Source organism: Chelatococcus sp. HY11 (genome assembly GCF_018398335.1).
GTDB lineage: Bacteria > Pseudomonadota > Alphaproteobacteria > Rhizobiales > Beijerinckiaceae > Chelatococcus.
Genome location: NZ_JAHBRX010000002.1, coordinates 1,271,479 through 1,296,149 on the forward strand (window position 1 = coordinate 1,271,479; position 24,671 = coordinate 1,296,149).

The following is a 24,671-nucleotide window of genomic DNA, read 5'->3' on the forward strand; positions in this document are numbered from 1 at the left end:
CATGCCGACACCGCCCGATCGTCTGCAGCCCGGATCGCCTTATCCGCTTGGAGCCTCTTGCGATGGCCTCGGCGTGAATTTCGCGGTCTTCTCCGCCCATGCCGAGCGCATCGATCTCTGTCTGTTCGATCCCTCAGGCCGGCGCGAGATCGCGCGGCTGACGTTGCCCGAATGCACTGATCAGGTATTTCATGGATATCTTCCCATGGCGCGCGCGGGCCTCCTTTATGGCTACAGAGCCTATGGACCCTATGAGCCGCGGCGAGGACATCGCTTCAATCACCACAAGCTACTGCTGGACCCCTATGCGCGCGCTATCCAGGGTCAGGTGCGCTGGTCGGATGCGCTTTTTGGCTATCGGTTGAACTCCAACCGCGCGGATCTGTCTTTTGATCGCCGCGACAGTGCGGCCGCAATGCCGAAGGCCATCGTCACCGCCGATACGCCTATCCCGCTGTCCGAAGGGACGGGCGGCCGTGCGACACCGAGGGTGCCTTGGTCGGAGACGGTGATCTACGAGGCGCATGTCCGCGGCATGACGATGCATCGGGACGACATCAGGCCCCACGAGCGCGGCACCTTCGCGGCTCTGGCGGAGCCGGCGGTCGTCGATCATCTCGTCAAGCTGGGCATTACAACCATCGAGCTTTTGCCGATTCATACGTTTCTGCAGGACCGCCAACTTCTCGAGAAGGGCCTGAGGAACTATTGGGGCTACAATACTCTTTCGTTCTTTGCTCCCGAGCCGCGCTATCTATCAGACGGTTCGCGTGAGGAACTGCGGTTGGCAGTCAACCAACTGCATGCGGCCGGCATCGAGGTGATTCTGGACGTGGTCTACAATCACACCTGTGAAGGCAGTGAGCTCGGCCCCACGCTGTCTTTCCGCGGGCTGGACAACGCCAGCTACTATCGGCTCGTCAGCGGTGATGAGCGCCATTGCATCAACGATACCGGAACCGGCAATACGGTCAATTTGTCCCATCCGCGCGTGCTGCAAATGGTGATGGATTCCCTGCGCTACTGGGTGACCTACTACGGTATCGATGGTTTCCGGTTCGACCTTGGATCGACACTCGGCCGGGAGCCCGGGGGGTTCGATCCCGGGGCGGGGTTCTTTGACGCCCTCCGGCAGGATCCGACGCTCTCGACAAGGAAGCTGATCTCCGAACCTTGGGATATCGGTCCAGGGGGATATCAGCTCGGAAATCATCCTCCCGGCTTCGCCGAGTGGAACGACCGTTATCGCGACGGTGTGCGTCGTTTTTGGAGAGGGGATTCCGGCTGGCGTGGAGATCTCGCCGCGCGCCTTTCGGGATCGGGAGAAATCTTCGACCGCAACGGCAGGGCGCCTTGGGCTTCGGTCAACTTTCTGACGGCTCACGATGGGTTCACACTTGAAGATACGGTGAGCTTCAACGAGCGCCATAATGAGGCCAATGGGGAAGACAACAACGATGGCCACTCGGAGAATTATAGTAACAACTGGGGCGCAGAAGGCGAAACCGACAACGAGGGCATCTTAACGGTTCGCCAAAAGATCAAACGCGCGATGCTCACCACATTGTTGGCCTCCCACGGTACGCCGATGCTGCTCGGTGGCGATGAATTCGGGCGAACACAGAACGGAAATAACAACGCTTATTGTCAGGACAACGCCATTTCTTGGTTCGACTGGTCGCTGGCCGCGACACCAGAGGGACAGAGCCTGCAGGCTTTCCTCTCACGGCTCATCATCATCCGGCGTGATTTTCCGGTGATACGCTGCAAGACCTTCATGCATGGCCGAACTGAGCCCGCACCAGGCATCGCCGACATTGCCTGGTACGACGAACGCGGCGAGGGAATGACACCTGAAGCCTGGAACGATCCCGAAGGTCGGCGGCTGAACCTGCGCCGCGCCGGGCGGGATCATGATGGCCGGGTCGAAGTCGTTTCCCTGCTCATCAACGGTTCCGCGGAAGACGCACTTTTCACTCTCCCGCCACCTACTCTCGACTGGCATTGTCTGATCGACAGCGCCGATCCCGAGCGCGATGCCGGGAGCACGGATAACGGCGGCTTCACGGTCGCCGCCCATAGCGCGGTCATCCTGTCGGCGCACGTCGGAGGGAGCCCATGAGCGGGGTGGACCGATTTGGTCGTACTCTGAACTTCGGCGCGACCGTCGAGGGTAATGAGACGCGGTTCAAGCTCTGGGCACCGGGCGCCGAGAGTGTGGATCTCATGATCGCGGGGCGCGCGCCCCAGCCGATGGCTCCATCGGATGGCTGGTGGTCCGGCACTGCTGATGTGGCGCCAGGGACGGAGTATCTCTTCCGGTTGGCCGACGGCACATCCGTTCCCGACCCGGCGTCGCGAGCCCAACACGGCGATGTGCATGGGCGGAGCGTCGTCATCGACCCGAGGTCCTACCGCTGGCAGCATGCGGACTGGCCAGGACGCCCCTGGGAGGAGGTGGTGCTCTATGAACTCCATCCCGGCCTCATGGGTGGCTACGCCGGCGTGGCGGACCATCTGCCGAAGCTCAAGGCGCTCGGGGTAACAGCGGTCGAACTCATGCCGATCGCGGACTTTCCGGGACGGCGCAACTGGGGCTACGACGGCGTTCTGCCCTTCGCGCCGGATGGAGCCTATGGCACGCCGAATGACCTCAAACGGCTTATCGACCGTGCTCACGAGCTTGAGATGATGATGTTCCTGGACGTCGTCTATAATCATTTTGGCCCGGACGGCAATTACCTCGCCGCCTATGCGCCGCAATTCTTCCGGAACGATATTGCGACCCCCTGGGGCGCCGCCATTGATTTCCGCCGGCCAGAAGTGCGTCAGTATTTCACCGACAACGTGCTTTATTGGCTGATGGAATACCGCTTCGATGGGCTGCGCTTCGATGCGGTGCACGCCATCACGGAGCCGGACTGGCTGGATGAGATGGCCGCCACCGTGAGGCGGACTGTCGAGCCGGGGCGCCATGTGCATCTCGTCCTCGAACATGACGGAAATATTGCCTCGCATCTTGCCGGGGACTTCGACGCGCAATGGAACGACGACGCGCACCATGTCCTGCATGTGCTGATGACTGGGGAAACGGGCGGATATTATGCCGATTACAGCGATGCACCCGCAGTTAAGTTAGCACGTGCCTTGGCGGAGGGATTCATTTACCAGGGCGAGCCCTCGGCACATCGGGCCGGCGAGAAACGCGGTACGCCCAGCGGCATGCTGCCGCCTTCGGCCTTCGTGTTCTTCCTGCAAAATCACGACCAGATCGGCAACCGCGCTTTCGGCGAGCGCCTCACGACTTTGGCCAACGCTGAGGCTCTCAAGGCGGCGGTCGCCCTCCAGCTTCTGACGCCACAGATCCCTCTGATCTTCATGGGGGAGGAATACGGTAGTGAAGCGCCCTTCTTCTTTTTCACGGATCATAATCCGGAACTTGCGGAGGCCGTCCGCGAGGGTCGCCGCCGCGAGTTCGCCGCCTTCGCGGCCTTCGCGAATGCCGGCGTGGATGCCTTGCCGGATCCCAATGCCATCGACACATTTGAACGATCGCGGCCCATCGCACCCGACAAGGGGCAGGGCGAGCAGACTTTCGCATTCTACCGGAGCCTGCTCGAGCTGCGCCGGCGTTACGTGGTTCCCGGCATTCGGGGGGCGCGATCCACAGGGGCGCAGGCGCTGGGAGATGCAGCCGTCATTGCCTCGTGGGATCTGGGTACCGGGCAGCGGCTGACGATAGCCTGCAATCTCGGCGCCGGTCCCGTGTCAGTCGCACCGGTAACGGGAGACGTTGTCTTCGCCAGCGATCCGGATATCACGGCAGAGGTCGCGGCCGGACGCCTTCCCCCTCGGGCGACGTTCGCCGCGCTCGGCCCGGCGGGAGCCGTGGGGCGATGAACGCCGCGGCGACTCCCGACCTCCGTTCGCTGGCGATCGCCGCCGGCATCGCGGTCGACTGGACCGACGCCTTCGGGAGGCGCCGGACCGTCAAGGCAGACACGCTGAGTCATCTCCTGTCGTCGCTCGGCCTTGCCGCGCAGACATCCGCCGAGATCGCTGCCAGCCACAACGATCTGCAGCAGGCTTCGCGTGCGGCGCCAACGCTGGTGACGGGAGTGGCCGGCAAGGCTCTCCGCCTGCCGTCCAGCTTGAAACGCGCCGACGCGGACGCGATGCCGTTCGAGATCGTCCTCGAAAATGGCGCGTTGCTGCAGGGGCGTGGCTCCGTGATCCCGGCGATCGACCTTCCGGGCTACCATAAGCTCCGTTGCGCCGACCGCGAGGTAACGCTCGCCATGGCGCCACGAAGGTGCATCACAGTTGAGGATCTCGCCGGTGCCGGTCGCCGGTGGGGCGTCGCGGCGCAGCTCTATGGCTTGCGGCGCGACATCACCGCGACGACCCCCGTCGGCAACGGTGGTATAGGCGATTTCCGGGATCTGGCTGATCTGGCTGTAGCCGTCGCCGATGCTCGCGGCGAAGCGGTCTCGATCGGGCCTGTCCACGCACTCTTCACCGCCGATCCTGGCCGAAATAGCCCCTATGCCCCCTCGAGCCGCCTATTCCTCAATCCCCTCCACGCCGATCCCGCCGCAATCGCGGATTTCGCTCGTATCGAGAAGGCCATCGACCAGGCCGACGTGCGGATGGCTCTGGCGCGCCATAATGAAAGCAGGCTGATCGACTGGCCGATGGCGGCCAGGGCCAAACTGGCACTTCTGCGCGCGCTCAAATCGGCAATGGCGGCGGATCTCGCCCCCGGCGGCACCCTCGCCGAGGATTTCGCGGCCTGTCTCGCTCGTGGCGGCCAGGCACTCCGCGACCATGCCGTCTTCGAGACCCTGCACGCCGCCTGTCTGAAGAACGATCCGGGCGCCCACCACTGGCGCCAATGGCCGGCCGAGTTTCATGATCCAAGAAGCGAGGCCGTTGCCGCCTTCGCGGCGGCGCAGGCCGAGGAGGTCTCTTTCCATCAGTTCCTGCAGTGGCTCTCCGACAAAAGCCTCGCCCAAGCCCAGGCCAGAGCGCGCGATGCGGGGCTCGGTATTGGTATCATCTACGATCTTGCGATCGGCACGGACGGCGGGGGCAGCTATGCCTGGGCGCATCGCGATGATGTCATGGCGGGGGTCAGCGTTGGCGCACCGCCTGATCTGTTCAACCAGCTTGGGCAGGACTGGGGCCTGACGGCTTTGTCACCGCGAACGCTGGCGGCCCGTGATTTCGCGCCGTTCCTCGATACCCTGCGCGCCAGCATGCGCCATGCCGGTGGATTGCGCATCGACCACATCCTCGGCTTCGCGCGGCTGTGGCTCGTTCCTGACGGCGCGGCGCCGGGGGAGGGCGCCTATCTCAGCTATCCTCTCGCCACGATGCTGCGGCTCGTCGCGCTCGAATCCTGGCGCCATCAGGCGATCGTCATCGGCGAAGATCTCGGCACGGTTCCTCCAGGCCTGCGCGAAGCCCTGCAGGACATCGGCCTTCTCGGAATGCGGGTATTGTGGTTCGAACGAGAGGGGGGAGCCTTTAAGGAGGCTCCCGCCTGGCCGCGCACAGCCGCGGCTATGACGACGACGCATGACCTTCCCACGGTGGCCGGTTGGTGGGCTGGTCGCGACATCGACTGGCGAGAAAAACTCTCGCTCTTTGGCCATGGCAGCTCGGCAGCCAACGAGCGGGCGGCGCGGGAGGACGATCGGACGGCCTTGTGGTCCGCCTTCACCCGGCAAGGAATCGTCACCGATGACGAGCCACCACCCGTCGCGCAATCCGCACAGGTCGTTGACGCTGCCATCGACTTCGTTGCGGATACGCCGGCGGATCTGGCCCTCATCCCGCTTGAGGATGTCGTCGGCGTGACTGAGCAACCCAATCTTCCCGGCACCGTGGCCGAACATCCCAACTGGCGGCGACGCCTGCCGACCGCCACGCAGGATCTCGCGAAACAGCCGGCCGCCGCGCGACGTCTGCGCAGCCTGTCGAGACGAAGGGGCAAGCCATGAGAGAGAGCGGCAGGACCTATCCCCGCGCCACGATGCGTTTGCAACTCCACGGAGGCTTTACCTTCGATGATGCGGCCGGGGTCGTGCCTTACATGGCTGATCTCGGCATCAGCCACCTCTACACATCACCCATCCTGACCGCGCGTCCGGGCTCGACGCATGGCTATGATGTGGTCGATCCGATGACCGTCAATGTGGAACTCGGCGGAGAGCCGGGGCTCCTCCGGCTGGTGGAGAGGCTTCGCAGTCACGATATGGGCCTCATCGTCGACAGCGTGCCCAACCATATGGGGGTGGGGCGGGACAACATCTGGTGGATGGACGTACTGGCATCGGGGCGCCACAGCGAATTCGCGCGTTTCTTCGACATTGACTGGGACGCGTATCCCCGCGTCATCCTGCCTGTCCTCGGGGATACGCTCGACAACTGCATAGACCGCGGTGAAATCAATGTTGTACTCGACGCGGACAGCAATGCGTTGGCGATAGCCTATGGCGAGCATCATTTCCCGCTGTCGTCCAACAGCACCCCCGGTCGGCCCACATCGACCGACCCTCACGAGCCGAAAACTCCAACGGCGTCAGGTCTTCGCGCGCTGCTCGCCCGGCAACATTATGAGCTGGTGTTCTGGCGCGAGGCGGCGAAGCGGCTGAACTGGCGCCGGTTCTTCGACATCAACGAGCTCGTGGCCGTGCGGGTCGAGGATCCTGTCGTCTTCGAAGCCACCCATGCGGCCTTGTTCAGGCTTTATGCGGAGGGGGTAATCGACGGGCTGCGCATCGACCATATCGATGGCCTGACCGATCCCTACGGCTATTGCCGCGCCCTGCGTCAGCGCCTCGCGGATCTGGAGGCGAGACGCCCGCCGGGCGCGCCACGCGGTCCCTACGTCATCGTCGAGAAGATCCTCGCTGAACGTGAAGACCTTCCCCAGAATTGGGGCATCGACGGCTCGACTGGCTATGACTTCATGGATGAAGTCGGGTCTTTCCTACACGATGCGGAGGGAGAGCTGCCGCTCACACGCCTTTGGCAGGAAGGGAGCGGCCGCGCGGCTGACTTCCATGCCGAGGAACGCCAGGCGCGCACGGAACTTTTGGAGGGAAGCCTGCGGCCGGAGTTCGAGCGCGCCGCGGCTGCCCTCACGGATGTAGCGCGAGGTCGCGGCCCAGTGCTTGAAAAAGAAGCGATCGGCAAAGAGGCGATCACGTCTGCGTTGAGGGCGCTCGTCATCAATTTCCCGGTCTATCGCACCTACGCAGGGGCGGCGGGAAGGCCGAAGCAGGACGCCTGGGCGATGGAGGAAGCGCTTGCCGCGGCGCGGTCATCCTGTCCGGAGGATGACGTTGCTGTTCTGGCAGAGATCGACCGTTGGCTTGGCGGCGAGGCACCGGATTCGCTGGCCTCGGGCGAAGAACGCGACAAGCGCGTCAAGGCCATCCAGCGGTTCCAGCAACTGACGGCGCCGTTGGCCGCCAAATCCGTTGAAGATACGGCATTCTATCGATATGGCAGGCTCCTCTCGCGTAACGAAGTGGGATCGAACCCTGGTCTGTTCGCCCGCGACGCGGACGCGTTCCTGGCCCGGTCGCTCAGCCGCGGCAGGGACTATCCTGGCGCCATGCTGGCGACGGCGACCCATGACCACAAGCGCGGCGAGGATGTGCGCGCGAGACTTGCCGTGCTCTCCGAATGCGCTGAGGAATGGATGACGCAGGTCCGTGCCTGGCGCCACGACCACGGCTCCTTGCTCGCGCAGGTGGGCGCTACCGGCGAGGCTGGCGAGGACCTGATGCTGTACCAGATGATCGTCGGCGCATGGCCCTATACCCTGCGCGCTGATGACAGTGATGGTCTAAAGCTGTTTGCCGAACGCTTGGCCGGGTGGCAGGAGAAGGCGCTACGGGAGGCCAAGCTGCGCACGAGCTGGACAGCTCCCGACGACGCTTATGAAGCTGCGCAACGGCAATTCCTGTTCATGCTCCTCGATCCGACGCGATGCGCTTTCGCTGGCGAAGCTGGAGCCTTCGTTGGACGCATCGCACCGGCCGGGGCGTTGAACGGGCTCGCCCAAACCTTGCTGCGCCTCACGCTCCCCGGCGTTCCGGATACCTATCAGGGCACGGAGTTCTGGGATTTCAGCCTTGTGGACCCGGACAATCGCCGTCCGGTCGATTTCGCGGCGCGTCAAGCCGCTCTCGCGACGCTAACGACCGCGTCCGACCGTGCCGCTTCCTGGCAGGACGGCCGCGTCAAGCAGGCTGTTGCCGCGCACGCGCTCCGCGCCAGGAAAGCACATCCAGGACTTTTTGCGGACGGGATCTTTGAGCCTCTAACGGCGACAGGAACGCGCTCTGACAACATCTTCGCTTTCGGCCGCCAAGCTGGGAACCGGTCCGCCATTACCATTGTGAGCAGAATAGCCTTCCGGCTGCTCGGAAATTCCCCGCATATCCCAGTCGAGGCACTGGCGCAGACGCGCGTTTGTATCCCGCCGCAACTCAAGGGTCGCTATCACGATGTGATGTCAGGTCGGACCGTGAAAATCACGAGCGATCTCCGACTAGCCGACGTGCTTCTCGACTTGCCTGTCGCTCTCCTCATCCGGGATGAGGCCGAGCCGACGATCACGTGAAGCGCAACAATCGCGTGGCCCACTCTCTATGCGACAAAGCATGCCGTCGGCTGCAACTTTTGAACGAACGCGAACGATCAATCGGGAACATACCGACCAGCCGGGGCGTTTAATAGGGTCGAAGTTTATCGACCGATCTGTGAGCCTCCAAGAACGAGGAGGAAGACATGCCTCTGATATCACAGAATCAAGCCGAGGATTCACGCGCTATTGTTGAGCGCGAGCTTCAGAAAAAGCAACACACTCAGTCGGAAAAAAACCAACAGCCGTTGCTGGCGGAAAAGGACGATCGAGGAACGGAGGCTGCGCGTCGACGAATATTTGATGAAAATAGAAAAAATTCGCAGTCGCGTTAGAACGCGCCCTCCGACATTCTCGTATGCTTATAGCCGATCATTCTCTCAGGTGCGATCGAATGCTAAACTGCGTTCGCGTCCTATTTCCACTTTTTGCCTGTCGATGGCAGAACTTTTGCGCATATCAATAGTACAAGGCCAACGGCGCTCATTCAAAAAGGGTAACCGCAGACGGGAGGGCCGTCCACGGTCACTTCTCGGATCAGGGGCGCAGTGTTATGGGAGGCGATAAACATCGCGTTCGCGCCTGATCTCATCGGGCGTAAATGGTGGCGAAGCTTCATCAAATCTGCTCCAGCCCGCGTCGCGATAGACCTGCTCGCGCTTGTTCAAGTCGACAGCATTTCGCCTCTCCAGAATGTTGCGCGCTTCCGCCGCCATCGTCTCTTCGACGCGGGCAGTGACTAGGGAGCCGCCGCGTCGGACACCTTCTGCATAAAGGTTTGCGTCGCGCTCGGGAATGCCGGCGCCTGTCATCGATCCGATCAACCCGCCGGCCGCTCCTCCAACTGCCGCTCCAGCCAAGGCGCCGGCGCCCGTTGCCGCGAGCCAGCCAGCGGCAACGACAGGCCCTACACCGGGGATCGCCATGATCCCCAGGCCGGTGAGAAGACCACCGACGCCGCCAACCGCGGCTCCGACACCGGCGCCTATTCCGGCGTCTTCCGCAGCGTCGGAATCGGTAACGCGATCACGCCCTTCGGCGTTATTGGCCATAATGCTGATATCGTCAGTGGGAATACCAGAATTCTCAAGGTCGCGAACAGCTTCTCTGGCGGTCGTGTAGTCGTCAAAAAGCGCCGATACGGTCGTCTTCATGGCAAATTCCTTTAGAAAACTCTGCCTACTTCGGAAGGACGTTTCCCTGGTAATCAAGGCTCACGTCATGAGTTGCGCCGCCTTTTGTCGCCTTGCCGCGCCAGACGCCATCGTTGTCTTTCGCGAGACCGGTGATGTTCGTGAAGCCTGCATCGCCGAGGCGAGACCGCGCTTGCGACTCAGTGAAGCTATTGGCGCCCGCGGCAGGCGCTCCGGGATTGTTGGCGCCAGGCGACGTCACCGCAGGCGTGCCTGGATTGGTATTGGCTGGCGGTGTCTGAGCATTGGCTGCAACAAAAGATGCAGCAACAATGGCAGCGGTGAGTACCGTTCTCATGGCATGTATCCTGCTCATTTTCTAATCGCATAAGTTAACGATCTTAAATGGGCAGTGTTCCACAACGCGCACAATATTTTATTCATATGAAATGCTTGGCTTGAAGCAAATCACCCGCTTGGCGGATTTTTTGGATTGAGAGCTGTTTATCGCTCTTCATAAGCCGCGCTTGTGAAAATTGGACCGATAAGGCCGCGAGAGAAAAAAGGCCACGCCTAGCCGCAGCGAAGGTCGATCAGCCGACCACCGGCCTCTCGAATTGCCGTTAAGAAAAACTGAATTTCGAACTGCAGGCGGTTACAGGACGATCGACCTCAATTTAACTCGAAAAACTTCATCGATGATTAGGGACAATCGATTTCTGCCGATGAACGATATTCTATCTATATATTTATGTTGAATAGGCGAGGTTGCGGCGTAAAGGTAAGATACTCGACTGGCAATTCGTTGCCCGCAGCAGGAAATCGGAAAAACTACCGCGTTTACCATCCCCTTAATGTCCGATTGACACGCCACGACCTCGTAAAGAAAGTCGCGCCTCGCCATAAAGGTTCCCGGGTTCGTGCACGGAGCCGCTTGGCAGGCCGTAATTTCTAAGTTTCAGCGCGCAACCAAAAGACTATGCTCTATTCCGCGAAACGCGCTGTTTCTGGACGCGGACTCGTGACTCTCTACCTAAGAATTGGAGTCACGCAACTCCCTTTCCGCCGGTAACCCCATAAACCTCGCCCGTGATAAAGCTGGCTTCCGGCGAGGCCAATAGGACGTAGACCGGCGCTAACTCTACGGGTTGGCCAGGGCGGCCAAAATCACTGTCCTTGCCGAAATTCCGAACCTTCTCATCAGGCTGACCGCCGCTCGGCTGCAGCACCGTCCAGATAGGACCAGGCGCGACGGCGTTGACCCGTATGCCCTTTTCGATGAGTTTTTTGGAGAGCGCCTTTGTGTAAGCTACAATTCCCGCTTTCGTGGTCGCGTAGTCGAGCAGGATCGGTGATGGCTGATAAGCCTGGATCGAAGCCGTCGTGATCACAGCAGCACCAGCCGGCATACGCGGCAGCGCAGCTTGAACAATCCAATGCATGGCGTACAGATTGGTCTTCATGGTGTGGTCGAAATCAGCGGTGCTTACTTCCGCAACCTCGTCTCGGTACTGCTGCCGAGCCGCGTTGATGACCAGAATATCGAGACCACCCAATTCGGAGACCGTCCGCGCGACGAGCTGATGGCACCAGCCCTCGTCCTTAATGTCTCCTGGCAAGGCTAAAGCTTGCCGGCCCTCCGCCTTGATCAGGGCAATGACCTCTTTGGCATCCGGCTCTTCATCGGGCAGGTAGCAGATGGCAACGTCCGCGCCCTCTCGTGCAAATGCGATGGCCACCGCTCGACCTATGCCGGAATCGCCACCCGTAACCAGGGCCTTGCGCCCCGCAAGCTTGCCAGAGCCTCGATAGCTTTCTTCTCCGTGGTCCGGCAAGGGATCCATTTTACGCGCAAGCCCAGGCATTGCTTGTGGTTGGCTGGGGAACGGAGGGCTTGGATACTGCCCGCGGGGATCCTGCAACGTAGCCATGACGGCACCTTTCGTGATTGATGGGGTCGTGAGAACAATGCAACAGGATCGGCCCCGTTCCGTCTTGATGTTGCAAAGCATGAGGCCTGCCGAAAGGAGCACCGTTCCGGCGAACAGAAAAAGCCCGCTACGCCACTCCGCAGCGGGCTTTAAAGGTGACGCGTTCAGGCTATCGACGGGTTAGGAAGATAGCCTCTTCATCATCCCGTTGCTTTCCGCCGAGTGCCGCAGCCGCGCTCGCGACAAAGGCGCCGATCATCAGGGATAAAGCGCTCAAGAGAGCAACAGTGGCGCTTGCCTTACGAGCTGTGTCGGCCGCCTGCTGTGCTCTCACCTTGGCATCATCGGCCTGGGCAAGGACGGTATCGACGCGGGCCTTGGCATCAGCCTCAGCTAGACCGGTACGAGCCGCGACAAGTTGCGCGAGGTAAGTCTTGTCCGCTTCTGTAATTTGCCCGGCCGTCGCGCTGCTGATCAGGATGCGGGAAGCCTGAGCCGCCGCGGCCGCATCGCCTTCCGCGCCTGGGGCGCTGAGACGTGACGCATCAGCGGGACGGAACAAGGAGTCGACAAAGTAGGAAGTCGCTTCCCCACTGCTTCCTCCAGCGGCTGTCGCTGCGGCGCCTGTCCCGGCCGTGATAGTACCCACCGCGATAGTCGAGGCGGCTTTCACTCCGGAACCGGCGACCGAGGTAAGCGCCGACCCAAGCACCAGAACCACTAGCAAGGTCGCTAAGGTCCAGGCGAGAAATCCGTGGGCGGTGTCACGGAAATAGGTCTCGTCGGTGTGGACGCCAACCCATTTCGTGCGCAACCGCCCCGTGAGATAGCCGCCGAGACCTGACGAGAGCCATTGCACCACGACCAACCAGACTGCTGTTGATGCGGCGACTGTGGTGAAGGACGCGCTCTCGCCGGACCACGGTGAAACCATCGTCAGGCCTAATCCAGTCCCTAGGAGCATGAGGACGAATGTCAGCGCTGACGCGGCGAACGCACCCGCGATGATAGGTCCCCAGCTCACAGCTGAGGTCCTCGATTCCGCGGATGTCGAGACCTCCAGAGGCGATGTCGATGAAGGCATGGCTTCCTCCTATCGCATGAAGAGCATGATCAGGATAATGATCGGAATCGGGATGCCGAGCAGCCAAAGAAGAATTCCGCGACCCATGAGCGCCCCCTTTCGGGATTAGTGTGGTCTCGCTACGCTTGGCAGGCGCGCGTTCGACACCACAGATGATGTCTAGTTGAAAGAATTCACATGATACTATGAACTACGCAGCCTTGGCGTTTACGGATCGCTCCGCCAGCTGCGTCAAAAGCTTGTCCGTCTTTATTTCCTCCTGCAGGGTTTGCTCGAGGAGCTTTGCGGCATCCTTCAGGCCAAGCTGTCCCGCCCAGGTCTTGAGCGTGCCATAGCGGGCGATTTCATAATGCTCGACCGCCTGCGCGGAGGCAGTCAGGCCCGCGTCCAGGGCTGGCGAAGCGGCAAACTCCTCCATGACCTCCTTGCCCTCCTCGACTATGCCGAGAATGGCGTCGCAGGTCTTGCCGCGCGCAGGTTTATCGATCATCTCGAAAATCTGCTGGAGGCGCTCGACATGGGTTTCAGTCTCGTCACGGTGCGCGAGAAAAGCCTGTTTCAACTCGTTCGAGGACGCGCTTCGGGCCATCTTGGGCAGCGCTTTTAAGATCTGCTTTTCTGCATAAAGGATATCTTTCAGCGTCTCGTGGAAAAGCATTTCGAGATTTTGCGCTTTAGCCATCGTCATCTCCTCATGTAGGGATGTTGCGTAAATACGCAGGCGAAGCAGTTGTTCCCCCGAGCAAAGCTGGTCATTGTACGGGTGTTTCCCTGCGGAGCGGAGTATAGGAGGCGGCGTCCTCATCCTTCGCGCCAGCTGAGGGTGTCATCGGGACTTTTTCCAAAGTTTTGTCGCGATTTCAAACATTTCCTCAGGTGCGTAGTCTGGCGTGAACGCGGATGGCGTGCCTGTGAGGTCATGGATTTTGCCCCCGTCAGGGGCTCCTTCGACGATTTCAAGCTCACCCGGCGGATCCAGAGGGAGGGCTACCTCGCCATTGCCCCAAATGCCGGCCATCTCCTCATAGTCGCCAGGGCTGAAGGTGTAGAGGCGGCGGTGGGATCCCTCCGCAAGATACTTTTGGCATTCAGGTATCTTATCCAACGGGATGTTGGGCGTGGGTAAGAATCTCTCCAGCTCGACGCCCGTAATTTTCTTTAATGCCAATGCATAGGCGTGAGCGTGAACAGAGCCTCTCACGAGCAGATAGCCGCACACCTCACGGCCGGTCGGATCGGTCAAACTTTCATAGACACGCAGCTTGTGCAGCCGCGCCCCGCACTCAAGATGGAAATTGTGCAGGAGATCGACCACGACATTGCCCGTCGTCGTGACCATATCGGCATTCCACGACATCGCGTTGCTATTGATAGGCATTGCGCCGCCGGCATGGGAGAAAAACGCACCCGCGAGCCGCGCGTCTTTCATCATTTCGTATGGAGCGCCGGATATGTCCCCGCCATCTCCAGAATCACCGGCCTCCGGATCCGGACCATTGGCGAGCATAGCGACACCATTGCTGACCAGTTCCACATGGCCGAGCTCCTCCGCGGTAATGGCCGCGACCAAGCTGTAGAATGGCCGCAACTTGCTTTTGCTACGGAAGTTAAAACTTTGAAACAAGTAGTTGCCGAGCGTTGACATTTCTCCATATTTACCACCGAGCAGCTCTTGCAGTGCCGCGGCGGCATTCGGATCCTGAGATTTAGGAGCAGGTAATTCGATCTGAAGCTTATCAATACGTAAAAACATTCCGGCCTCCTCCAGGTGGCGCTGGGCAGACGCGCGCTTTACCTGCAACGAACCGGATAGCGTTATGTTCCGCCCGGCAGAGCCAGCCCCGGCTATGAGGGTTAGACAAAGGCCCTTTATTTGCGCTATTGGGCCGTACGTCAGATTATCAGCCACACTGACACTCCCATCGGGTCCGGGGCCATTATCGAACAGGGCGCTCTCCGGTGCCATCTGGCCAAATCAGAATAGCCCTGCGGCGAAATGGCCGCCTCGCTTTGTGATCGAAGCCACATGGGAAACATTATTCTTGGGGCGGAGTTGTCCCTGGTAATTGTGTGGCATGGCGCGGAGGTTTATTTGGGTGCAACGGCGTCTCGCATGCGAATACAACGATGTGTCCTCCAACTGAGAAACGTATAACGCGGACTCATTGCGGAGAGGCTCCTACTCAACGATCTAGTCCATAGATTCCGTGATTGTCGTACCAAGACATTGCAAAAGCACTCGTGTCGGGTAATCTCCAATGAGCGATGGTAAGAGAGAACTTCGGCTGGCTTTCGAGCGGGTCGAGCAGGAGGTTCCAAAGCGGCTCGCCTCGATGATCCGTTGGTTGCGACATCCGGGTTCCTGTTGGGTCCGCATTCCGGTCGGTGTTCTTCTTTTGATCGGCGGCATCTTCTCATTTCTGCCCTTTCTCGGGATATGGATGTTGCCGCTGGGCCTAATGCTTATCGCCGCTGACATGCCTGTGCTTCGGAAGCCCATGGCTCGGTGCGCCTTTGCGGGCCTTGCTTTCTGGACGTGGCTGAGGCGACGTCTCCGGCGCTAAGGTCAAGAGCAGAAGCATCCGCCGGAGGGCGCCTCGCGGAATTTCGGCCTTACAACCAGTCCATCCAGGGCTCAGACAAGAACCATGCATCGGCGTTTCAATGCGATCATTGACCCACTCGCCCGCAACATCATTTAAGCCTGTTCTTCAGACCGTTGCATAAGCGGGAATTCCAGGCCAAGGGACAAAACCTCTGGGTTTCTTTGATTTCCCATCGCATCTCTCCTTGTTGGAAAGCCCGGCGTAACGCCTTTCCGTTTCGCTCCGTGGTTGCATTCTTTCGGCGCACTGCATCGTGTTCCCGCAAAGTTGGAACTCTCCCTGGCCGCGCTGGTTCACCTTTCACACCGAAATGGTTGGAGCAAAGCAATGGCGACCTTCAAGGAGCGCCTCATGGATCGGTTGCGCGATGCGACTGTGACGGAAGAGCGCGCCGGCACGATGTCGAGCCCATTGTTCTATGGGATTATGAATCATTCTGAGGTTAAGGCTCGGAAACGTGACAATGCTTTGATAGCGAGCGTCGCGCGGGCGTCGGCAGTTCAGTATGCGACGCCGCCTCAGCGTGATGCCGCGTTGCGAGAGATCCTGAGCCTCGCTCTCCTTCGACTGGGACCCCCGGGAGATGACCGCCCAGCTAAAGGAGGGCATCGACAGAGGCCGCACCAAAGATAAGTATGCTTTCCATGGGAGGCGGAGGTCTGCCGGATGGGCGGATAGACCCACCGTCCGATACATTTCCTAGAAGGAGGCGTCCTTTTTTGGTGGCCCTTTCCGGAGCCCGATGAGCCGCGTAGAGATCGTTGTAAAATCTGGATTATTCTCTACGGTTGGGGTATAGCTCGCTAGATCAGCAAAAATAACGTATCCTTCACCATCGCTTGCAAAGTTTTCGGCAGCTAGCGCTGGGAGGTGAAAATCTTTCGCCCAACTGGGAACAAAAAATGACTCAGAGCTATAAATCCACCGTTGATGCGAAGTTTGCAGAACTAATACGCGAACGCATTAATGCGTGCCTATCGGAAAACACCCCCCTGAAGGTGCTTCCCCTTGAAGACGATCTACTGCGGGCCTTCCCCGAGTTTCGGGATCGCCGGATCATCCGGGACAGGATAACCGCCGCTGCGATTGGACGAGGGGTTCCGCTCATTCTGGAACAGGTCGACGTGCATCGTTGACGGCTCCAGGGAATTTTTGAGTTTCTTATTGAAATGCCTCATCTGGAGGCCTTGGACAATGGGGAACCAAACCGGCGGGTTCCGAATTGGCGGACAGGACGAAAGCGCAAAGGAGACCGGCTTTGGGCGCGCACCGTGGCGATATCCATGTCGGCGTTTCGGGATGGACCTATGCGCCATGGCGGGGAACTTTCTACCCGAAGGGCCTTACTCAAAGGCGGGAACTCGCCTTTGCCGCCAGTCAATTCCCGGCCCTCGAGATCAACGGCACGTTTTATGGCCTGCAACGCCTGGACACTTTTCAGCGCTGGGCGGAGGCCACTCCGGATCATTTCGTGTTCACTCTGAAAGGTTCACGCTATATCACGCATACCAAGCGGTTGAAGGATCTCGGTGCGGCGCTTGCGAATTTTTTCGCGTCCGGTCTGCTCTGCCTTGGTCCCAAACTCGGTCCATTACTCTGGCAGTTGCCACCGAATTTTCAGTTCGATGCCGGCGTAATTGACGATTTTCTAGCGCGGCTGCCGAAAGATACTGGAATGGCGGCGCAATTGGCAGGCCATCACGACGATCGTGTGGAGGAGCGCGCTGCCGCCACCTCGACTGATGCGCGACGGCCGCTGCGACATGCGCTGGAAATTCGCCATGACAGCTTCCGTACGCCGAGATTCATCAACCTCCTTCGCAGGCACAGCGTCGCGCTAGTCTGTGCCGACACGGTGAAATGGCCGCGTCTGATGGATCTCACTTCAGACTTTGTCTATTGTCGCCTGCACGGATCCAGCGAACTTTATCGTTCGCGGTATAGCGACGACGATCTCGACCGGTGGGCGGCTCGTATCGCGGCTTGGGCGCATGGGCAGCCGATGGAAGACGGTGATTTCGCGGGCGCCGTCACCACGTCAAACAAGCCCCGCGACGTATTCGTTTTCTTCGACAACACCGATAAGTTGCACGCACCGAAGGACGCGCGCCGTCTGATGGATCGGCTCAGTCTGCATTGGGGCGCCGGCAAGGCGAATAAGGCGGCATGAGTGCGAAATTACAAATCGGCGAGGAGGTAGCCTTCCCGACGTTGGAAGCGCTGAACGCGGCGCTGATAGCCAGCGAGCCGCTAGTGCCCGGCGCAACGCGCGCGGTGCCCGGCGAGGGGCCGGTGAACGCGTCGCTTGCTTTCGTCGGGGAACAGCCGGGTAACGAAGAAGATCGCACTGGCCAGCCATTTGTAGGGCCCGCTGGCCGGCTCTTCGATCGGGCGTTGGCGGACGCCGGGATCGCGCGCGAGCAAGTCTACGTGACGAACGCGGTCAAGCACTTCAAATTCGAGCAACGCGGGAAGCGTCGCATCCACAAGAAGCCAACCCCTGCGGAGGTTGTGCATTATCGTTGGTGGTTGAAGCGCGAGCTCGACCTCGTCCATCCGCGCCTGGTTGTCGCGCTGGGGGCGACTGCGGGCCTCGCTCTCGCGGAACGCAAAGTGGCGGTGATACGTGAGCGCGGGCCCATGCGCTTCGGCAACCGTCCCGGGTATTTGAGTGTCCACCCGTCATTTCTGCTGCGGTTGCCGGATGGGGCGGCGCGCCTTGACGCCTATGCGCGTTTCGTCTCGGATTTACGCGACGCCGGCCGGCTCGCCGGCATGACGGACAAAAGCGCTGTTTGACACGGGTCTGACACTGGAGCAATTCCGGCGAATTCCGGTTCACCGGCCTTGCTCTCGGTCTTTGTTTTTAAGTATTTTATTCACGCGAACCGGCATCCACTTCGTTCGAAAATGCTCCAGCGAACCAGAGATGACGCGCGGGTCCCGATTATACAGCGGACACCAGCGCGCCAGTTCGGCGTCGCCAATCGGGATTTCACCGCATCTTCTTCAATGGCTCCACTTGGTAGCGATAACTTGCCAGAAACAGTGAAGATTCATCCATCAGGTTTTCGAAAGATTGAAGCTGACTTCAGGTCGGACGAACGACTTTCCGAGGATTTACCTCCTGCCCACCGGCCCGCGGTCTGCTTTCCATCGGTCTTTTCCAGTGGCCAATCTGAGCAGTGGGGCACGCCTACAGATGGGCGGAGCTCGCGCGGGCGGTTGCCAGGGCTAAGCCGGCCGTGGGAAAACATGTGATGCCATTCTCGGCATCGTCGAAGAGGGCAAGGAGGCCAATGGACTGATATCGCCATAGCCAAATTTCGCTATTTGTCGGCGTGAATATCCCTTTGAGTAATGAGTCTCGCGCTGTTTCGGCCGGTGAAGTAGGACCAGAGCCAGCTTAAGGCTACAGCCACGCGACTCCGTGTCTCGATGAGGAAGTAAATGTGTGCGAAACCCCACAGCCACCATGCGATTGTCCCTTTAAGTTGTACGCCGCCAAAATCCACCACCGCGGATCTCTTTCCGACCGTTGCGAGATTCCCAAGATGACGATAGGAGAACTTCCGGCTGGCCGTTCGGCCTGATAGCCTCGCGGCAATTACATTCGCGACGAATTCACCTTGCTGCTTTCCGGCTGGCGCGAGCCCCGGGACTTGCTTGCCATCGTCCAGGGTCACACAGGCCGTATCTCCGATCGCAAATATTTCGGGATGACCAGGTACACTTAAGTCCCGCTCAACTTTGACGCGCCCGTTGCGGTCGGCCTCCGCATCGAGCCAAAAGGCGGCTGGGGACGCTTTTACGCCGGCAGCCCAAATTGCTGTCCGCGCGCCGATCCGGCGTTCTCCGATAGCCACCTCACGGCTTGTTATTGCGGTTACAGATGCACCCGTAACAACCGTTACGCCGAGACGCGTGAGAGCCTCCTCGGCGTAGGTCGACAACTTCGGCGGAAAGGCCGGCAAAACGCGGGGGCCCGCCTCTACAAGGATCACGCGTGTCTGACGAGTGTCGATATTGCGGAAATCACTAGGCAGTATTTCCTGGGCTAGCTCCGCAATGATTCCCGCGAGCTCCACACCGGTCGGCCCACCGCCAACTACAACGAAGGTCAGAAGTGCCGCACGCTGATCCGGATCTTGTGACAACTCCGCTTCTTCGAACGCCGTTAGGATCCGCCGACGGATTGTAGTGGCATCCTCGAGCGATTTGAGGCCGGGCGCCGCGCGTTCCCAGTCGTCATGGCCAAAATAGGAATGCCGAACGCCGGTGGCGAGCACCAGCGTGTCGTATGGTATGTCGCGGCCGCCTTTGAGGGACACGCATTTTCTGACTTTGTCGATGCGGACGACTTCTCCAAGCACTGTCGTGACCTCACGGCGCCGTCTGAATAAATGTCTGATCGGCCAAGCGATATCGGATGTGGGGAGGATCGTCGTGGCGACTTGATAAAGTAGAGGCTGGAAAAGGTGGTAGTTACGCTGATCGATGATCGTGATGTTGAGACGCTGCGCCTTCAACCCCCTGACAAGCGCAAGACCGGCAAAGCCGCCACCGACAACCACGAGAGAATGGTCTCGAGCGGGCGTTTCTCGGGCCGGGCGGTGGGATGTCTCTGTTTGCAACATAGCCGCGATGATTTCCAATCGTTTCCGTCAGCATCGAGGGTACGACTGATTGACGCTCAGCGTCACCTCCCATAACAGCAATATCAATGCGCCGCTTGGCTTTCAAACAGGATGACTAGTCACCAGCCTTGTGGAGTGGGGGCTTCTAGTAGCGAGTGGCTGGAAAAATAAGCTTAAGGCGACGCCGGGGATGTGATCCTCCTCTGCATCTGCCGCGCTCGCCGCCCAGCACCGACGAATGGCCAAACCTGGATCATATCAATCGTGAGGACGCCCGCTGGAGTTACGCGGGCCGCGCGCGAGCCTCAGCGAAGCGATAATTAGCTGACTTAGTGTTAGCCAGCGCTTGACACGGCTGGTCGAAGCGAAAGACTTCGGAATATTCCAGCGCCGCATGTCCGGCCGTCGGCCGACACCGCAGGCGTAGTCGGCCAAGCAGGTGCACCATTCTCACTTGAACCGAGGGTCAGCTGCGCCGCCGCAACCGTAGCGACCGGCGAAACGCCTCTCATTGCGCCTTTGGTTGTGGTTCGAGGCGATTTCCGCTGGTATTGGAATCCGGCTTGGAGCTCGTGCTTGGGGTCGGGAGCGCGCGTCCGGCGTAATTGAATGTGGGCGGCGGCGAATGGACGAGGTCGCCCTTTGTTAATGGCAAGGTTGGCCGCCGGGGAATCCCGCCTGTCGCGACCATGGCGTCTGCGGCGCTACGCGCCTGGCTGCCCTGGGGGCTCGCTGGAGGGTCGCTTGTCGCCGAGGGAGCGGATGGCTGGTCGCCGGAGGTCGCCTGCGTATTCCATTGAATTGCCGAGAACGGAACCCCAACGAGGCTGGTTCCCATACCTAGAAATCCTCCGATCTTGAGTACAACCGTTGTCATCTGCCCGCTACTGTTGACCAATACCTCCTCGATCTCGCCAATTTCCTCACCGTTGACGTCATATACGTCAAGGCCGTCGAATTCCGTCGCGCGCCATTCGCCCTGCTTTTGAGCCGTCACGAACTCGAGTTTAGACAGGGGCCCGCCAGCGCCACCCGGTTGAGGAGGCTCCTGAGGTTTTGTTTGAGCAAATGCAGTCAACCCGAGGAGCGGCAACAATACCGCTGCGACGGGACCGGTGATTTTAAGTTTGGCGCGCCACTGGCGTTTGAAGATCTGTGTCATGACACGTTCAGTCCAGTCTCGTTGGGGACAATTCGGTTGCCGTGAATTCCGTCCGTCTGTCTGTAAGCGAGGCGCCGCGTTCGGGCGGCGAATCATTGCACCCGAAAGCTGTTTCAGGTGCACCGGTCATATTCCGGCCTTTCGTCATCGCTCTTAGGGCGGAACAGATTGGACACCTAGATGATGCGCAGTTGCTGACACCGACAATGGCGACAGCAGGTTTCCTGCAACCACGACTTCCTCCGTGAGAACGATATGCGGGTCAATCACACAGGCGCAGCATTGTTCCTCGAAGGGGATGACTTCGTGAATGAGCATCCCATGGTAGTCATGCTGACTACCGCACGTTTCGCGTAAAAGATCTTGCAAAGCTTGCGCTCGAACATCGCAGCGATGGTAGATGAGGACAAATGAAATAAATCGTCCCACGCATTGCCGGAACAACGTTCTTTCCATTCGGGTTGCGTTCCGAATGGTGGGAGCGACATGCGTCCGGAAGGTCTATATGCGCTCGACAATGGCCCCGGGGTCCGTCAAAATCCTGGGCCAGTCTCTCTGCCGTTTCCTCTCAACGGTTCAGGTTCGGGATCCTCTCTTCCTCGCGCCGCAGGCACCAGCGCGGACCTTGCACGATCCTTTGGCAGCGCTTTTAAAGATCGCTCCGGTGCTGGCGCTGCACATCGTTGCCCTTGCCATTCGGAGGGACAGATGACCGCCTATTTGATCCTGAAATTTCTGCACGTTCTCGGCGCCATACTCCTGATCGGCACCGGCGCGGGCATCGCCTTCTTCGTGGTGATGGCACAAGCGACCAGGTACCCTACTAAGGTCGCGGCTGTGGCGCGGATTGTCGTGACGGCCGATTTCCTGTTCACCGCGGCGGCCGTGGTTGCCGAGCCGATCACCGCAGTGCTGCTGGCCAGGGAGGTCCACCACGATCTTTCGGAGGGTTGATCGTTCTGTCAATCCTCCTCCACATTCTCAGCGGCGCCTTTTGGTTGCTGGTGCTGGTCATGCAGACGCTGATGCGCGATCTTGCGGAGGTGGCGGAAAAAGCCGGTACCACTCTGCCCGTCAATTATCATGTACTGTTCTGGACTTGGTTCGCCTTCGGCTTCCGGCCTTCGGCGTGATCCTCGGCATCCTGTGGCTGATGATCGCCCGGCCGGCGCTCCCCTGGTTCGGCTAAACCAAAGGAAAATGAGCTGCCTCGACATCGGCATTGTTCAGCTGCAACATGCATGCCTGCTTCATCCGAGGATCCTGAGGCGTCAGGGGGGCGGAACAGGCAAACGCACTTGAGTTCGGATTTGTACGGGAACGCACGATATCGGGCTTCTTCTGCGGAGGGGCTAGATATTGCGCCTGGGCCCTCCGAGCATGGCGTATAAGTCCCCTGAAATAGCTGCCCTTCAGCTCGCCACGCCTGATAGCCAAAGCAATGCGATCGCCGTTGGACTTTGCATTTGGAAGCCTGCTATCCTGCGAGATAGCCGGCGGGCTTTCGATTTGGCGTCCACGCTGGTGCAGGCCGTCGCCTTCGGAGACGTGGCGCGTATCGCAGACGTTTTTGCACTAAGTATCAATGGGAATGCCGCTCAAAATTCTTCTGATCGACACAGACGCCCATCGCGTCCAGGCTCTTGCTGAGAAGCTTGGCGAGGGAGGATTCGCCGAGATCCTTCGCGCGCCGCCCGGGCCGAACTTCGCGGAGACCGTCGAGGAGACAAAGCCCGATCTCATCATCATCGATATGGCGCTGCCAGATCGAGACGCGCTTGAAGACATCCGGGCGGTGGCGAGCGCGCAGCCCATCGTCATGTTCGCCGGAGGCGACGATCCCATGTTCGCCGAGGAGGCCATCGCTGCGGGGGTTTGTTCCTACAATCTTTCCGGCGTGGCGCTTCACGATCTCAGGCCGATCATGGCGTCGGCGATCGCCTTGTTCCATCGTTACCGTAGGGTCGAGGACGAACTGGCCGTTGCAAGGGCCAAGCTTGAAGAACGCCGTCTGGTCGAACGCGCCAAGGCAATTCTCATGCAGCGTCGTAGAATGACCGAACCGGAGGCCTACCGCTGGCTCCAGAAGAAGGCGATGGACGAAAACCGCAAGCTCGCCCAGGTCGTGTCGGAGTTCGTCGAGAGGCACGAAGCGGACATCTCGGAAGCCCAGGCAAGGAAGCACTCATGAGCGACGTGATTTCCCTTTCTGCGGCGCGGAAATCCCTTGCTCCCAAAATGCGGGTTGGTTTGCTGCGGCTGAGCGATGGCGCGCCGGCGATTGCCGCTCACGAATTTGGCTTCTTCGCCGACGAAGGTGTGGACGTCGAGCTGGTCGTCGAGCCCTCCTGGGCCAACATCGCCGACAAGCTCGCCTATGGCTTTCTTGACGCCGCCGTCATCGTGCCGCCACTCGCTTTCGCGGTGCATCTCGGCTTACGCGGCGCCGCGCAACCCTTGCTGATTCCCTACACGCTCAGCGCGGGCGGCAACGCGGTCACGCTGAATCGTTCGCTTGCGCAGGAAACCTGGGACCTCGCGAACAACAAGGCTCTCTCTGTCGCCGGGGCGCTGGCCTCAATTCTGCGCGCCAGGCCGACGACGTTGGGAATCGTCCATTCGTATTCGACACACAATCTTCTCCTTCGCTACTGGCTCGCTACAGCTGGGATCGAGGCAGGACGAGACGTCAAACTTGCTGTCGTTCCCCCCGCGCGCGCGGTGGAGGCGCTGACAAGCGGCCAGATCGCGGGGTTCTGCGCGGGTGCGCCATGGGGCGAAGTGGCGCGCCGGGCTGGGGTAGGCGCAACCATCGCGTCATCAAGTGATATCTGGCGAAATGCACCGGAAAAGGCTCTTGCCGTGCGTGCGCGGTGGGTGGACGAGCGACCGGAGGTGTTGCAGGCCGCAATTCGTGCGCTGCTGCGCGCCGCGAAATTCTGCGATGGTCCTGAGAATGCGGAATATACCGCGGCGCTCCTGTCCCGCCGAAAGTATGTAGATGTCGACTCCCACGCCATCCTGGCCGACCTGCCGGGGGGCGCGACGTCGGAAAAAGGGTGCGTGTTCTACCGTGGAGCGGCGACGTTCCCCTGGCGGTCGCAGGGCCTCTGGTTCCTAAACCAGATGCGGCGCTGGGACCTCATCGATGCGACGCTGGACCTGCACGCCCTCACTGAGCGCGTCTATCGACCAGACATTTATCGGGCGGCCCTCGCTTCGGAAGGCGAATCCGCGCCCATTACCGACTGGAGAACGGAAGGCGCTCATGCCGACACATGGACCGTCGAGGGCTATCCGTCGCCGCTCGCGATGAGGCCGGACACCTTCTGCGACGGCGTCATCTTCGACCCGCATGATGTGTCGCCGCCAAGCAAGATGGTCGCGAGTGCGCTGCACAAAAATTAGCGTCCATTGCCTCGACAGCGGGCAGCACTCCACTTCGATGTCATAGGC

The 24,671-nt window shown here is 60.2% G+C and carries 17 protein-coding genes and 2 pseudogenes; 11 read left to right on the plus strand and 8 right to left on the minus strand.

Annotation, left to right across the window (positions count from 1 at the left end; genetic code table 11):
* Position 1 precedes the first annotated feature (1 nt).
* From glgX to KIO74_RS26650, 5 genes are all read left to right on the plus strand, one after another.
* Positions 2–2,122 carry a glycogen debranching protein GlgX gene (gene glgX, locus KIO74_RS26630; protein ID WP_213338110.1) on the plus strand — a complete coding sequence of 707 codons (2,121 nt, stop codon included), beginning with the start codon at positions 2–4 and terminating at the stop codon, positions 2,120–2,122.
* Positions 2,119–3,900: a malto-oligosyltrehalose trehalohydrolase gene (gene treZ / locus KIO74_RS26635; RefSeq protein ID WP_213338111.1), complete on the plus strand. Its 1,782-nt coding sequence runs from the start codon at positions 2,119–2,121 to the stop codon at positions 3,898–3,900. The genes glgX and treZ overlap by 4 nt, the downstream gene beginning before the upstream one ends.
* Positions 3,897–6,005: a 4-alpha-glucanotransferase gene (malQ, locus tag KIO74_RS26640; RefSeq protein WP_213338113.1), complete on the plus strand. Its 2,109-nt coding sequence runs from the start codon at positions 3,897–3,899 to the stop codon at positions 6,003–6,005. The genes treZ and malQ overlap by 4 nt, the downstream gene beginning before the upstream one ends.
* Positions 6,002–8,641: a malto-oligosyltrehalose synthase gene (gene treY, locus KIO74_RS26645; protein WP_213338115.1), complete on the plus strand. Its 2,640-nt coding sequence runs from the start codon at positions 6,002–6,004 to the stop codon at positions 8,639–8,641. Before malQ ends, treY begins: the two co-directional genes overlap by 4 nt.
* A gap of 167 nt (positions 8,642–8,808) precedes the next feature.
* Positions 8,809–8,997 carry a hypothetical protein gene (locus tag KIO74_RS26650; protein ID WP_213338118.1) on the plus strand — a complete coding sequence of 63 codons (189 nt, stop codon included), beginning with the start codon at positions 8,809–8,811 and terminating at the stop codon, positions 8,995–8,997.
* Positions 8,998–9,213: 216 nt separating this feature from the next.
* On the opposite strand, the gene KIO74_RS26655 is transcribed toward KIO74_RS26650, so the two are convergent.
* From KIO74_RS26655 to KIO74_RS26680, 6 genes are all read right to left on the minus strand, one after another.
* Positions 9,214–9,816, minus strand: coding sequence for a general stress protein (locus tag KIO74_RS26655; protein ID WP_213338120.1), 603 nt, complete (start codon positions 9,814–9,816; stop codon positions 9,214–9,216).
* Between the two features lie 25 nt (positions 9,817–9,841).
* The gene (locus KIO74_RS26660) at positions 9,842–10,153 is read right to left on the minus strand and encodes a PepSY domain-containing protein (protein ID WP_213338122.1); all 312 of its coding nucleotides are present in this window, start codon (positions 10,151–10,153) and stop codon (positions 9,842–9,844) included.
* A gap of 688 nt (positions 10,154–10,841) precedes the next feature.
* Positions 10,842–11,726 (minus strand): SDR family oxidoreductase, encoded by an 885-nt coding sequence (locus KIO74_RS26665; protein ID WP_213338123.1) that lies wholly within the window; start codon positions 11,724–11,726, stop codon positions 10,842–10,844.
* 169 nt (positions 11,727–11,895) lie between these two features.
* Positions 11,896–12,810, minus strand: coding sequence for a hypothetical protein (locus tag KIO74_RS26670; protein ID WP_213338124.1), 915 nt, complete (start codon positions 12,808–12,810; stop codon positions 11,896–11,898).
* 190 nt (positions 12,811–13,000) lie between these two features.
* Positions 13,001–13,498 carry a YciE/YciF ferroxidase family protein gene (locus KIO74_RS26675; protein ID WP_213339260.1) on the minus strand — a complete coding sequence of 166 codons (498 nt, stop codon included), beginning with the start codon at positions 13,496–13,498 and terminating at the stop codon, positions 13,001–13,003.
* Between the two features lie 138 nt (positions 13,499–13,636).
* On the minus strand, positions 13,637–14,563 hold the full coding sequence (locus KIO74_RS26680; RefSeq protein ID WP_213338125.1) for a manganese catalase family protein: 927 nt from the start codon (positions 14,561–14,563) through the stop codon (positions 13,637–13,639).
* Between the two features lie 1,755 nt (positions 14,564–16,318).
* Between KIO74_RS26680 and KIO74_RS26685 the strand changes: the two genes are divergently transcribed.
* The 3 genes and pseudogenes from KIO74_RS26685 to KIO74_RS26695 form a co-directional block, all read left to right on the plus strand.
* On the plus strand, positions 16,319–16,552 hold the full coding sequence (locus KIO74_RS26685; RefSeq protein WP_213338126.1) for a hypothetical protein: 234 nt from the start codon (positions 16,319–16,321) through the stop codon (positions 16,550–16,552).
* Between the two features lie 122 nt (positions 16,553–16,674).
* Positions 16,675–17,586 carry a DUF72 domain-containing protein gene (locus tag KIO74_RS26690; RefSeq protein ID WP_213338127.1) on the plus strand — a complete coding sequence of 304 codons (912 nt, stop codon included), beginning with the start codon at positions 16,675–16,677 and terminating at the stop codon, positions 17,584–17,586.
* A 38-nt stretch (positions 17,587–17,624) separates the two neighbouring features.
* A pseudogene (locus KIO74_RS26695) lies at positions 17,625–18,215 on the plus strand (UdgX family uracil-DNA binding protein); the annotation flags it as partial.
* Between the two features lie 530 nt (positions 18,216–18,745).
* On the opposite strand, the gene KIO74_RS26700 reads toward KIO74_RS26695, so the two are convergent.
* Both KIO74_RS26700 and KIO74_RS26705 read right to left on the minus strand, forming a co-directional pair.
* A complete protein-coding gene (locus tag KIO74_RS26700) occupies positions 18,746–20,053 on the minus strand; it encodes an NAD(P)/FAD-dependent oxidoreductase (RefSeq protein WP_213339262.1) in 1,308 nt (435 codons plus the stop codon).
* Positions 20,054–20,561: 508 nt separating this feature from the next.
* On the minus strand, positions 20,562–21,215 hold the full coding sequence (locus tag KIO74_RS26705; protein ID WP_213338130.1) for a PRC-barrel domain-containing protein: 654 nt from the start codon (positions 21,213–21,215) through the stop codon (positions 20,562–20,564).
* Between the two features lie 708 nt (positions 21,216–21,923).
* Here KIO74_RS26705 and KIO74_RS26710 point away from each other — a divergent pair.
* The 3 genes and pseudogenes from KIO74_RS26710 to KIO74_RS26720 all read left to right on the plus strand — a co-directional run bounded on the left by KIO74_RS26710 (position 21,924) and on the right by KIO74_RS26720 (position 24,623).
* Positions 21,924–22,404: pseudogene (locus KIO74_RS26710) on the plus strand (DUF2269 family protein).
* 402 nt (positions 22,405–22,806) lie between these two features.
* Positions 22,807–23,406: an ANTAR domain-containing response regulator gene (locus tag KIO74_RS26715; protein WP_213338132.1), complete on the plus strand. Its 600-nt coding sequence runs from the start codon at positions 22,807–22,809 to the stop codon at positions 23,404–23,406.
* Positions 23,403–24,623: a CmpA/NrtA family ABC transporter substrate-binding protein gene (locus tag KIO74_RS26720; protein ID WP_213338133.1), complete on the plus strand. Its 1,221-nt coding sequence runs from the start codon at positions 23,403–23,405 to the stop codon at positions 24,621–24,623. Before KIO74_RS26715 ends, KIO74_RS26720 begins: the two co-directional genes overlap by 4 nt.
* Positions 24,624–24,671: the final 48 nt, after the last annotated feature.